This window comes from Sediminibacterium salmoneum NBRC 103935, from assembly GCF_000511175.1.
Classification (GTDB): Bacteria; Bacteroidota; Bacteroidia; order Chitinophagales; family Chitinophagaceae; genus Sediminibacterium; species Sediminibacterium salmoneum.
The window spans coordinates 2,899,965-2,912,679 of record NZ_KI866530.1 but is presented as its reverse complement, the minus strand read 5'-3'; the positions used below and the strand labels follow the sequence as shown (position 1 = coordinate 2,912,679).

The following is a 12,715-nucleotide window of genomic DNA, read 5'->3' as shown; positions in this document are numbered from 1 at the left end:
AACACAAAAAGATTGGCCAGTTATCCAAAGGCTATAAGCAGAGGGTGGGATTGGCAGCGGCTATTATTCACAACCCCGAAGTACTGATTTTAGATGAACCCACAACAGGCTTAGATCCTAACCAGATCATAGAAATCAGACAACTCATTCAGGAATTAGGGCAGGATAAAACGGTTCTGTTTTCCAGCCATATTTTACCGGAAGTAGAAGCCATTTGCAGCAGGGTTATCATTATCCATAAAGGGAATTTAATGGCCAACCAGCCCATTGCCGAACTCAATCAAAAAGAATCCCTGGAATCGGTTTTCAGAAGCCTGACTGGCCCTATTCGTGTATAAACTACATATTACTTATATTTGAACACATAATTAAAACAAAGAACATGAGCTACATTATTGACGTGCACGCAAGACAGATATTAGACAGTAGAGGAAATCCTACTGTAGAAGTGGATGTATTAACCGACGACGGTGCTATTGGCCGTGCAGCAGTACCAAGCGGTGCGAGTACCGGCATTCACGAAGCAGTTGAATTGCGTGATAACGACAAGAAAAAATATGTAGGCAAAGGCGTTTTAAAAGCCGTAAAAAACGTAAATACAACTATTGCAGAAGCATTAGTAGGCATGGAAATTTCTGAGCAAGCTGCCATTGACCAGGCTATGATAGATTTAGATGGTACGCCTAATAAAGCAAAACTAGGTGCCAATGCCATTTTAGCGGTGAGTATGGCAGTAGCCAAAGCAGCTGCAGATGAAGCAGATTTGCCTTTGTACAGATATATTGGTGGAACCAATTCCAAAACATTGCCCATCCCGATGATGAATATCCTGAATGGCGGGGCACATGCCGACAATAAGATTGATTTTCAGGAATTCATGATTATGCCCGTAGGCGCTCCTAGCTTTAGCGAAGGTTTGCGTTGGGGCGTAGAAATCTTCCACACGTTGAAGGGTGTACTAAAGAAGAAAGGATACAGCACCAACGTAGGGGATGAAGGTGGATTTGCTCCAAATATCCAAAGCAATGAAGAAGCCATTGAAACCGTATTGGAATCCATTCAGGCAGCAGGATATAAAACAGGATCACAGATTGTAATTGCCATGGATGCTGCCAACAGCGAACTATGGGATGCCAAGAAAAAGAAATATGTATTCCATAAGAGTTCCGGAAAAGTAATGAGCAGCGATGAGCTGGTGAAATTCTGGGAAAAATGGGTAAAGCAATACCCAATTGTTTCCATTGAAGATGGCATGGCCGAAGACGATTGGAATGGATGGAAAGCTTTAACACAGGCGGTTGGAACCAAATGTCAGTTGGTAGGTGACGATTTGTTTGTAACTAATGTGGAGCGTATTCAACAAGGCGTTGACAAGCATATTGCCAATGGCTTATTGGTAAAAGTGAACCAGATTGGAACCATTACTGAAACCATCAATGCCGTAACCCTTGCGCAACACAACGGATACAATACCATCATGAGCCATAGAAGTGGTGAAACAGAAGATACCACCATCGCTGATTTAGCGGTAGCCTTGAACTGTGGTCAAATTAAAACCGGTTCCGCTTCCAGAACAGACCGTATGGCGAAGTACAACCAGTTAATCCGTATTGAAGAAATGTTAGGCGATACTGGCATTTATCCAAAAGGAAAAATCAAGTTCGGTAAATAGTTTATTGCACACTGTGCACAATTCTTACTTGGCAGATAAAGGTTTCTTACTACTTTTATCTGCCATTTTTTTATGAAGAAATCAATTCCCTATATCACCAATAAATATTTTATTGCAGCTGTACTGTTTATTGTATGGATGTTGTTTTATGACCAGCGCGATTATTTTCAGCAAAAGGAAAGAAGGGACGAATTAAAAAAACTGGAGCAGAAAAAAGCCTATTACGAGCAGGAAATTGAAAAGACCAAAAAAGAACTGAACGATTTACAGAACAATCCTGCAGCCATTGAGAAATATGCCAGAGAAAGGTATCTGATGAAGAAAGACGGCGAAGACATATTTATTATTGAAGATTCGGCAAAAAATTAAGTTTTACAATAATTTAATACTGATACCGTTTTAATAAAGACCGTATCCTCTTGTTCACGCAGCCAAACTGCTTATGAAAAACTTTAAAGAAGAGGAATTGATTATGTACGTATACAAGGATTGCACGCCTGCGCTTACCAAAGCCATCGAGAAAGCTATATCAGAAGACGCGGAATTAAAAAAACAGGTAGAAACTTTACAACGGTCTAAAGATCAGCTGGATAAGCTGAAACTAAAGTCTCCCTCCAAAAAATCAATCAAAGCTATTTTGGATTACGCAAGGAAGAAAGATAATTAGTGCTCTTTTTTTGAGCCATCATGCAATTTGAAATCAAACGAAGAGGGATAATAATAGAAAAAAACACAAGATTACGCTAATCATTGTAGAATTGGGGGCGGATAAATAATCAACGGTAATAATCCAAATAACTATTACACTCATTAGTTTATAGATATTTTCAATCACCCTAACCATAACTTGTGTTTTAAGAGTATTAAATTAGCGAGATCCCTGCTTGATTAGCAAATTCAGTATTAAATTTAACAAAAGCTATTAATAGAATTATACCATAAACTTGAAAATGACCAAGAAGCAACGTTACGAGGAAGTCATCAACTATTTTCAAGAAACCACACCCGTTGCAGAAACGGAATTAGTGTACGATAATCCCTTTCAGTTATTGGTGGCTGTAATCCTTTCAGCCCAATGCACCGATAAACGGGTTAATCTTACAACCCCAGGTATTTTTAAAGTATATCCTACGCCACAAAAAATGGCCAAAGCCAGTTTTGATGATTTGTTCCCTCTAATCAGAAGTATCTCCTATCCCAATAATAAAACCAAGCATTTAATTGGCATGGCCAATATGTTGCTGGAACAATTTGGTGGTGAAGTTCCCATGACTGTGGAAGAACTGGTGAAGCTACCTGGAGTAGGAAGAAAAACAGCCAATGTAATCACCAGTGTAATAGATGAACAACCCAATATGGCCGTGGACACACATGTATTCAGGGTAAGTCACCGATTGGGATTGGTCAGCAGCAAAGCCACTACCCCACTGGCAGTTGAAAAGGAATTGATTAAGCATATTCCGGAAGAACTGGTGCACAGAGCGCATCATTGGCTCATTTTGCATGGCAGATATACTTGCTTAGCGCGTAATCCAAAATGTGAAGAATGTGGTATACAAAACAGCTGTGCCTATTTTGCGAAACAAGCGAGGAAGCTTAAATAATATCCTATCCTTATGAAAAAAATCAGCTGTATTGTTTTGCTATTCGCTTCAACATTTGCAACCATCGCTGCTCAGGAAATAAAATCAGCAAACCAAAAAAAACAGGTAACCCAATCATCGACGGATGGTATGCTGATCCGGAAGCTGTAATACTCAACAAACAATACTGGATTTTTCCAACCTATTCAGCCAAATACAAAGACCAGGTTTTTCTGGATGCATTTTCTTCAAAAGATTTAACCAACTGGAAAAAGCATTCCCGCATTATTGATACCAGTGTAATTAAATGGGCCTATATGGCCATGTGGGCGCCTTCCATTGTAAAAAAAGACAAGCAATATTTTTTGTTCTTTTCAGCGAATGATATCCAAAGCAAAAAGCGAAACGGTGTAAAAGACGATCACAACGGAGGCATTGGTATAGCAGTAGCTTCTAAACCGGAAGGACCTTATAAGGATTACCTGGGCAAACCTTTGATCAATCAATTTTACAACGATGCCCAACCCATTGACCAGTTTGTATTTCAGGACAAAGACCAAAAATATTATCTGATATACGGGGGGTGGGGCAGGTGCAATATTGCACGGCTCAATAAAGACTTTACTGGGCTTACTCCTTTTCCAAATGGAGAACTGGTAAAAGAAATTACACCAAAAGGCTATGTAGAAGGACCCATTATGTTCATTAGAAAAGGAACTTATTATTTTATGTGGTCTGAGGGTGGATGGACCAATGGCACTTATAAAGTAGCTTATGCAAGAGCCGATAATTTGTATGGGCCTTTCGAAAGAGAAACCACCATACTGGAAGCAGATAGTTCCATAGCAACAGGAGCAGGACACCACTCAGTAATCAATATTCCCGGGACAGATGAATGGTATATTATTTACCACAGAAGACCCATACCCAATAAGGACAGGGATCACAGGGTTACCTGTATAGACAAGCTACTATTTAATGAAGACGGCAGCATTCAAAAAGTGAAAATGACTTTTGAAGGGGTTGCTCCGAGAAAATTATAAGCTCTACTTATTTCAACATCGCAGTAATTGCATCCACCAATTCTCCTTTGGTAATCGGCACGCCCATGATTTTGTTGTAACCCTTGGCATCCACTAAATACTGATCGCGAATAATCTTAATCAGCTGACCATTGTTGATTTCTGGAATCAATACCTGATCAAAGCTGGAAATGATTTCGCCTAAGTTTTTAGGGAATGGACGCAGGTAACGAATATGTGCATGGCTTACAGCATGACCTGCTGCCTGTAATTCAGTTACTGCACTTTTAATAGCACCATAAGTAGAACCCCAACCCAATACCAATACTTTTCCTTTGGAAGGACCGCTATCTATCGTTTGCAATGGAACATAATCGGCAATCTTATCCACTTTGGCCTGACGCACTTTCACCATATGTTGGTGGTTGTCCGGATCGTAGCTGATATTACCGGTGATGTCCTGCTTTTCCAATCCACCAATGCGATGTTCTAAACCAGCCGTACCAGGCACTGCCCAGGGTCTGGCTAATTTTTCATCACGCTGATACGGCATGAACTTGGCTTCTCCTTCTGCCAACGCTTTCTTAAAGCTTACCGGTATTTCCGGCAAGTCTGCGCTCTGCGGAAACTTCCAGGGTTCTGCACCATTGGCAATATATCCATCACTTAATAAGATAACCGGAGTCATATGTTGGATCGCAATTCTAACGGCTTCAAAAGCCACATCAAAGCAATCAGAAGGGGTTGCAGAAGCAATCACAGGCATCGGACATTCGCCGTTTCTACCATAGTATGCCTGCAACAAATCACTCTGCTCTGTTTTGGTAGGCAAACCTGTAGAAGGCCCACCACGTTGAATATTCACAATCACCAAAGGAATTTCCAGCATCACGGCCAATCCCATCGCTTCTGTTTTCAAAGCCATACCCGGACCGGATGTAGTGGTTACGCCGATGGAACCACCGTAACTCGCACCAATCGCGGCCGTAATCCCCGCAATCTCATCTTCTGCCTGAAAAGTTCTTACACCAAAACTTTTGTATTTACTTAAATCGTGTAAAATATCAGAAGCTGGTGTAATCGGGTATGTTCCCAAGAACAAAGGCAGCCCTGCTTTTTCGCCAGCTGCAATCAACCCCATGGCCAACGCCTGATTCCCCATAATGCTGCGATACAAACCAGCTGGCATTTTGGCTTTCTCTACGGTATAACGGGTAGTAAAAGTTTCTGTAGTGTCACCGTAATTATATCCTGCCTGCAATACTTTAATATTACTCTGCAGGATACTTTCTTTCTTACCAAATTTCTCTTGCAAGAAATCGATGGTATTGTCCAGCTTTCTATTGTACATCCAATAGATATATCCCAGCACAAACATATTCTTTGCGCGGTCTCTTTCCTTGGTACCTAAGTCGGTAAATTCTTTTAGGGCTTCGCGAGTTAGTTTGGTAACATCAATCTTGATTACTTCAAATCCGTCAAGGCTTCCATCTTCCAAAGGATTCACTCCATCGGGATAATTGGCCAGACGTAAATTCTTGGCATCAAAACCGTCAATGTTCACAATGATTTTTCCACCCTTTTTAATGGCTTTCAGATTCACTTTTAGCGCAGCCGCATTCATCGCCACCAACACATCGGCAATATCACCAGGTGTATACACTTTGTCCGAAGAAAAATGCAACTGGAACCCACTCACTCCCGGAACGGTTCCGATCGGGGCCCTGATTTCTGCCGGAAAGTCCGGAAAAGTGGCCAGATCAATCCCTAGTAAAGCGGTATTATTGGTAAACTGTTGACCCGTTAATTGCATTCCATCCCCACTATCTCCTGCAAACTTGATTACTACACTCTGTAATACGGTTTCGTTATTGTTCATCTGCGCTGATTAAAGTGGCAAAGTTACCATTTTTGGAGGGCATCCAAACTGTCCTTTCGGCATCTTTTGTGCAATTATTGCCATTTTCGTAAACAAAACGGGGTTTATAACTTGTTAAAGCGCAGCCAAGACCCCTTGGAATGAAATTTGTTTATAGTAGATTTGAAACAGAAAAAATTTCACTATGGCAATTTTTAAATCGGGTAACCCTACCCTTACAGAGAAAATGTTTGATAAGAGCCACGAAATGGCGGCCAACAATATGGGCACCATGACCGTAAGAGGCGCTATCAACAAATTTGGTTTTATGATGCTGATGTTGATTGCAGGGGCAGCGTATAACTGGAACCTTTACGAACAACTGAAGCAGGATACCATGACCACATTAATGTGGGTAGGTATCATTGGCGGATTAATTTCTGCATTGGCCATTAGCTTTAAACCCAACTGGGCACCCGTATTGGCGCCACTATACGCATTATTAGAAGGTTTATTCATTGGCGCCATTTCAGCCATTATGAACGCAGCATTTGCAGATTCTTATCCAGGTTTAATTATGCAGGCAGTCGGCCTAACTTTTGGTGTAGCCCTTGCAATGTTCCTATTGTATAATTTCAGGGTGATCAGTGCCACCGAGCGCTTTAAATCGATTGTATTTACGGCCACGCTGGGTATTGGTATCTTTTACCTAATCACCATGGTATTGCGCATGTTTGGCGTAAACGTAAGTTTCATGTACGATAGCAGCTTGTTAAGCATTGGTATCAGCTTATTTGTGGTTGGTATTGCGGCTTTAAACCTAATCATGGACTTTGATATGATTGAGCAGGGTGCTGAAAGAGGTGCGCCTAAATTCATGGAATGGTACGGTGCATTCGGACTAATGGTAACCATTGTTTGGTTGTACATTGAAATGCTTAAATTATTGAGTAAATTGAGCAGCAGAGACTAATTATTTGATACAGAAATATTGATTAGCCCCGAAGATTTTCGGGGCTTTTTTGTGTCATGGTTTTCACGTTTTCATTCGGGAAGCTGCACAAATAGGGTTAACTTTATAGCCTAATAATGACTTTACGCCATGGATTTTAATCGCGACGCATTCAGCAACGAAGAATTGATTCATCTCTACCGCAATTTGTTACTACCCCGCATGATTGAAGAGAAAATGCTGGTACTCCTGCGTCAGGGAAAAATCAGTAAGTGGTTCAGTGGGATCGGACAGGAAGCCATTGCAGTTGGTACTACATTGGCCATGGCTAACGATGAATGGATCATGCCATTACATAGAAACCTGGGCGTGTTTACTTCAAGACATATGCCCTTGAATAAATTATTCAGACAATGGCAGGGTAATAAAGACGGGTATAGTAAAGGGAGGGAGCGAAGCTTTCACTTTGGTGCCAAACCCTATCATATCTGTGGAATGATTTCACACTTAGGACCGCAGTTAGCCATTGCCGATGGGGTTGCATTGGCCTACACCCTTAAAAACGAAGCCAAAGCATCTGTTGCCTTTTCCGGAGATGGCGGAACCAGTGAAGGAGATTTTCATGAAGCTTTGAATGTAGCGGCAGTATGGAACTTGCCAGTGATTTTCATTATTGAAAACAATGGCTATGGATTAAGCACGCCTGTTAACGAGCAGTACAAATGCGAGCAACTGGTAGACAAAGCCAAAGGTTATGGAATGGAAGGTATTCGCATTGATGGCAATAATATTTTAACGGTTTACAATACCATCAAAGGAGTTAGGGAATACTGTATAAAAAACAGAAAACCTTATTTCATTGAGTGTATGACATTCAGAATGCGTGGTCACGAAGAAGCCAGCGGCACCAAATATGTTCCCAAAGAATTATTTGAAGAATGGGGGCATAAGGATCCGGTAAAAAAGTATGAGCAGTTTCTGATTCAATCGCAGGTACTTACCGAAATGGGCGTAGCGGATATCAGAAACGAATTCAAGCAATACATAGAAACCGAATTGGCGGATGCATTCACGGCTGCAGAAATGGTAGTGGATACAGCAGAAGAAGTTGCCGATGTATTTGCACCTGTTCCGGTTTTATCAGATCGTGTTGTATTGGATAGCGTTGCTGAAACACCCATAGAAAATACCCGCGAAGCCCGATTGGTAGACGCCATATCGGAAGGATTGAGCATGAGCATGGAGAAACACCCTAATCTGGTATTGATGGGTCAGGATATTGCTGAGTATGGAGGTGCATTTAAAATCACCGAAGGCTTTGTAGAAAAATTTGGGAAAGCAAGAGTGCGCAATACGCCGCTATGCGAAAGTGCCATTGTAGGATCTTGTTTAGGAATGAGTCTGGAAGGATTTAAAACGGTGATGGAAATGCAGTTCGCAGATTTTGTTACCGTGGGCTTTAATCAAATCGTAAATAATTTAGCCAAGATTCATTACCGCTGGGGACAAAATGCAGATGTAGTAGTTCGTATGCCAACCGGTGGCGGTGTAGGTGCAGGCCCCTTTCATTCACAGAGCAATGAAGCCTGGTTCACGCATGTGCCTGGATTAAAAGTATTGTATCCTTCGAATCCACATGATGCCAAAGGATTACTCATTGCGGCTATCAATGACCCCAACCCTGTATTATTTTTTGAGCACAAAGCTTTGTACAGAAGTATCAGTGGTAAGTTACCACAGGCCTATTATGAAGTAGAGATTGGCAAAGCCATCACGGTAAAAGAAGGGGAAGATATCAGCATCATTACGTATGGGGCAGGCGTGCATTGGGCAATGGAATACCAGGAAGCTCATCCGGAAATTTCCATTCATATTCTGGATTTAAGAACCCTGGCACCGCTGGATTATTTGTCAATCAAATCTGCCGTTGCACAAACTGGGAAAGTATTGTTGTTACACGAAGACAATTTAATAGGCGGCATCGGTGGAGAAATCAGTGCCTGGATCAGTGAGCATTGTTTTGAATTGCTGGATGCACCTGTATTGCGTTGCGCTTCATTAGACACCCCTATTCCATTCAATATGGAACTGGAGAAAAACTATATGGCGAAAAGTCGTTTACACCAACAGGTTCAACAATTGCTAAACTACTAAGCATGAGAAAGTACAGCAGGGTAAATAATATTTTTGCGGGCATGATTGCCGCTTTTGTTGGGTTAACCACATTTGCGCAGAAAAATCCCAATGCCGGATACCAGCCTCCTTTTTTTGCCGATAAAGAAAGAGCAGCAAAAGTGAAAGCGCTGGCACCAGTGATTCAATCCATGTACAGCAATTATGCAAAAGCCAACCATTTCCCAAGTTTTTCCTTTGGAGTGGTAGTAGACGGAGAACTGATTGTCAGCGGCAGCGAAGGATATAGCGACATTGCCAATCAAACCAAAGCCAATAGCAGAACCATGTACCGCATTGCTTCCATGAGCAAAAGCGTAACTGCTATGGCCATTGTAAAACTTAGAGACGAGGGGAAATTAAAATTAGACGATCCTGTTGCCAACTATATTCCTGAACTTAAAAATCAAGCACTCACCAAAGATGCGGCCCCCATCACCATCAGAGAATTACTTACCCATTCCACTGGTTTACCTGAGGACAATCCCTGGGGCGACCGACAACTGGCCGATACGGACGAAGAACTAATTGAACTCTTCAAAAAGCAAATGAGCTTTTCCAATGTAAACGGAACCACTTACGAATACAGCAATGTAGGATTTGCCACTTTGGGACTAATCATAAAAAAAGTAACAGGCCTTCCCTATAGTGAATACATTAACCAGCATTTTTTTAAGCGACTGGGCATGCAGGCTGCATGGGAGTATTCAAAAGTACCAGCAGCCCAACTGGCCAAAGGGTATCGTTATGTAAACAATAGCCATAAAGAAGAAGCCCTACTGCACGATGGTATTTATGGGGCAATGGGGGGATTAATCACCTCTGTAGAATCGTTCAGTAAATACATGGCATTGCACCAACAAGCATGGCCGGCAAGAAACGACGAGGAGAATATCATCATTAAGAGAAACAGTGTACGAGAAATGCATCAGCCTTGGCGCTATGCTTCAATGAACCCCTATTTTAATTATGGTAATGGTGTAGCATGTCCCGCTGTTTCAGCATATGGATATGGATTAAATATTTTCACTGAATGCAACAACAGGGTATTTGTTGGGCATAGTGGTGGATTACCCGGCTTTGGCAGCAACTGGCGCATATTGCCGGAATATGGTATTGGTGTGGTTTTACTGGCCAATGTAACTTATGCACCAACAGCGAGTATTAATTTAAAAGTATTAGACAGTGTGATTAAACTGGCAGGACTGAAGCCCAGACAAATACCTGTCTCTTCCGTTTTGAATCAACGTAAAAATGAATTGGTGAAGTTGTTGCCCCATTTTACCAATGCGAAAACTTCCGGCATTTTTGCAGAAAATTTCTTCAATGATTATTATACAGATTCATTGGTAAAACAGGCTAATGCTGCTTTTGAAGCCATTGGCAAAATCACAAAAGTAGAGGAACTGATTCCGGAAAATCAACTCCGAGGGTCATTCATCATCAATGGAGAAAAAGGGAAATTGAAAATCTTCTTTACCCTAACGCCGGAGAATCCTGCATTGATACAAGAGTATCGGTTGAGTGTGGTGAAGTGAGGCGTGAAAGAATAAAAACCTTAACTGAAATCATTTCTAAAATTAATATTTAAGGATTTGAATTGCGCTTGAACATAAACAATTCCTTTATCGCTTTCCAATTAAATGGCATAGTCATGAAAAAAGACATCCATGTAGCATGAAACAAATGATACCGAATGGAGTGCTTTTCTTCAAAGAAAAACTGATCGGAAATAAACCAGGCGGTTAGCCAGTAAAGCCAATTCAATATAAATGATACAGCTAATCGTTTAAATGGGGTGAGGCTAGAATGCCAATCCTTGTATTTCTTTATCATTGAGTTTTAGTCTTTTTTTGGCCAATCGATCCAGACTTTTATCTGTCAACTTTTGCATGATAAACGCTAGGGGTCTTTTTCCGTGTGCTCCTTCCGCCCGATTTACGCCTGCTATTGAATCAGTTTTTAAATAAGAATTATCTAAAGTAGTTAAGCTATCTATAATTTTAAAATCTTCTTGCGTTAAAATAGGCTCAGTAAATCCGCTATAATCACTATTGAAAATCTCCCGAACTGCACTTGAATTGTTAAAGCTTTTTATTAAAAGTTGCCGAAAATAGGTTAGTTTAAATTGTTCTATATAGATATGCCTATACTGCTTGGTTAACGAACGCGACATTCGAGTGCTTGAGCATGAATTAGAAATAAATAATACTAAAAAAAGAATGGAATAAACGAACTGTCTATTCGGAATTCGATCTGGTTTTATTTTCATTGGCAGAAAAAATTAATCAAAATATTTCCTTATAAATTATTTGAATGCTTTCCTTATACATTTTAACAACACTAATCCGTTCAACTTCTTCCCGTATAATTGGTATTTGTATTTCAATAGTTTGGTTATTCAGCCAATGGGCTGTCAAAAGCGGATTTGTCCCTTTCATACAATAAATGGAACCGCTACCAGTCGGTAACTCTATAGAAACGAAAGATAAACTTGTTTCATTTTTACCTGAATACCCCACTCGAAGGTTTTTTTCGGTTGAAATAGATTTAAATTTAGGAGGAATAGGCTGAAGAGTATAGCCAGTTGTCTGTAACAAAACTGATGCAAAATGCTGATCATAATTGACCTCAAAATATATAATTAAGTCATTCAACATTTCCTCCAATCTTTCAAGGGTTTTCCTCTTAACAAACCTATTTAAGCGATTTCGAAACATCTTATCACAATCAACTGCCGGATCAAATTCATCAAGAACAAATCCGCCTCTGAGTGCTGCCATGCGCTTGTCCAAACCAAGCGTAATGACCTTAGCGTATTTATCGATATCTGTAATGTCCATTTGAATCTTTTAAAAGGTTCAACTACTAAAGTTTAAAGCATTAACAGGCTATCCAATAATCAACTCTTACCAGTTTGCCAGCTTTAAAAAACAAAAGCCATCCATCATCAGAGTTTTTCCGAGAACTTGCTAGTTTAATACTTAATACAGTCCCCTTTTTTTCTACAATTAGTTCCTTAGCATATTTAGCAGAATTTGGGAAAACTCTTTTAATTTTTTCAAAAGTAACAGAGTTGTCAAGCGTGATTAAAGGCGATACTAGTTTAATTATTCCTGATTCAATATCAACAGAGCTAATTACAGCTTGTGAATTAGTAGATTCAAATTTGCAATCGCCCCAAACCAAATAATTAAAGTCCTTTTCAAAATAGGAAGCGCATATATCTAGGTATTCGGGATTTATTATTTTATCAGGATTACCTAATAATTTTATTAGATCCAATTTCTTACAAACCAGAGGTAGTTTATTGTTTATGCGAATTGAATTCCAATCCAGCATTTCCGTTGAATTATTCTGCCTTCCTAATGATGTAAAAGCCATCATTATAATGAGAAATAAAATAGATAGTATTTTTTTCATTTTTCTAAAGTATTGCTTCCTGAGTCCCAAGCA

12 protein-coding genes and 1 pseudogene are annotated in these 12,715 nt (G+C 40.3%); 9 read left to right on the top strand and 4 right to left on the bottom strand.

The genetic code is table 11. The annotated features are described in order from the left end of the window. The 6 genes and pseudogenes from P767_RS18930 to P767_RS0113505 all read left to right on the top strand — a co-directional run. Positions 1-338: pseudogene (locus tag P767_RS18930) on the top strand (AAA family ATPase); the annotation flags it as partial. 44 nt (positions 339-382) lie between these two features. Further along, entirely contained in the window at positions 383-1,672 is a 1,290-nt protein-coding gene (eno, locus tag P767_RS0113525) for a phosphopyruvate hydratase (protein ID WP_026764952.1), read from the top strand. Positions 1,673-1,744: 72 nt separating this feature from the next. Beyond that, on the top strand, positions 1,745-2,041 hold the full coding sequence (locus P767_RS0113520) for an FtsB family cell division protein (RefSeq protein ID WP_026764951.1): 297 nt from the start codon (positions 1,745-1,747) through the stop codon (positions 2,039-2,041). A 73-nt stretch (positions 2,042-2,114) separates the two neighbouring features. Beyond that, a complete protein-coding gene (locus P767_RS0113515; protein ID WP_026764950.1) occupies positions 2,115-2,339 on the top strand; it encodes a hypothetical protein in 225 nt (74 codons plus the stop codon). A gap of 283 nt (positions 2,340-2,622) precedes the next feature. After that, complete coding sequence (nth, locus tag P767_RS0113510; RefSeq protein ID WP_026764949.1) at positions 2,623-3,276, top strand: endonuclease III; 654 nt, start codon at positions 2,623-2,625, stop codon at positions 3,274-3,276. Then, positions 3,273-4,298: a glycoside hydrolase family 43 protein gene (locus P767_RS0113505; protein WP_316929617.1), complete on the top strand. Its 1,026-nt coding sequence runs from the start codon at positions 3,273-3,275 to the stop codon at positions 4,296-4,298. The genes nth and P767_RS0113505 overlap by 4 nt, the downstream gene beginning before the upstream one ends. Before the next feature lie 7 nt (positions 4,299-4,305). Here the strand turns inward: P767_RS0113505 and P767_RS0113500 are convergent, their stop codons facing one another. Next, on the bottom strand, positions 4,306-6,156 hold the full coding sequence (locus P767_RS0113500) for a 2-oxoacid:acceptor oxidoreductase subunit alpha (protein WP_026764947.1): 1,851 nt from the start codon (positions 6,154-6,156) through the stop codon (positions 4,306-4,308). 184 nt (positions 6,157-6,340) lie between these two features. Between P767_RS0113500 and P767_RS0113495 the strand changes: the two genes are divergently transcribed. The 3 genes from P767_RS0113495 (at position 6,341) to P767_RS17135 (ending at position 10,797) form a co-directional block, all read left to right on the top strand. Continuing rightward, positions 6,341-7,108, top strand: coding sequence for a Bax inhibitor-1/YccA family protein (locus tag P767_RS0113495; protein ID WP_026764946.1), 768 nt, complete (start codon positions 6,341-6,343; stop codon positions 7,106-7,108). Positions 7,109-7,237: 129 nt separating this feature from the next. After that, positions 7,238-9,241, top strand: a complete 2,004-nt coding sequence (locus P767_RS0113490; protein WP_026764945.1) for an alpha-ketoacid dehydrogenase subunit alpha/beta — start codon at positions 7,238-7,240, stop codon at positions 9,239-9,241. A gap of 2 nt (positions 9,242-9,243) precedes the next feature. Continuing rightward, complete coding sequence (locus tag P767_RS17135; RefSeq protein WP_084799952.1) at positions 9,244-10,797, top strand: serine hydrolase domain-containing protein; 1,554 nt, start codon at positions 9,244-9,246, stop codon at positions 10,795-10,797. A 266-nt stretch (positions 10,798-11,063) separates the two neighbouring features. On the opposite strand, the gene P767_RS17130 is transcribed toward P767_RS17135, so the two are convergent. From P767_RS17130 to P767_RS0113470, 3 genes are read right to left on the bottom strand one after another with little or no spacing between them, the layout of a single operon-like run. Next, a complete protein-coding gene (locus P767_RS17130) occupies positions 11,064-11,531 on the bottom strand; it encodes a hypothetical protein (protein WP_026764944.1) in 468 nt (155 codons plus the stop codon). A 16-nt stretch (positions 11,532-11,547) separates the two neighbouring features. Then, positions 11,548-12,102, bottom strand: a complete 555-nt coding sequence (locus P767_RS0113475; RefSeq protein ID WP_026764943.1) for a hypothetical protein — start codon at positions 12,100-12,102, stop codon at positions 11,548-11,550. Between the two features lie 40 nt (positions 12,103-12,142). Then, on the bottom strand, positions 12,143-12,682 hold the full coding sequence (locus P767_RS0113470) for a hypothetical protein (protein ID WP_157611540.1): 540 nt from the start codon (positions 12,680-12,682) through the stop codon (positions 12,143-12,145). Positions 12,683-12,715: the final 33 nt, after the last annotated feature.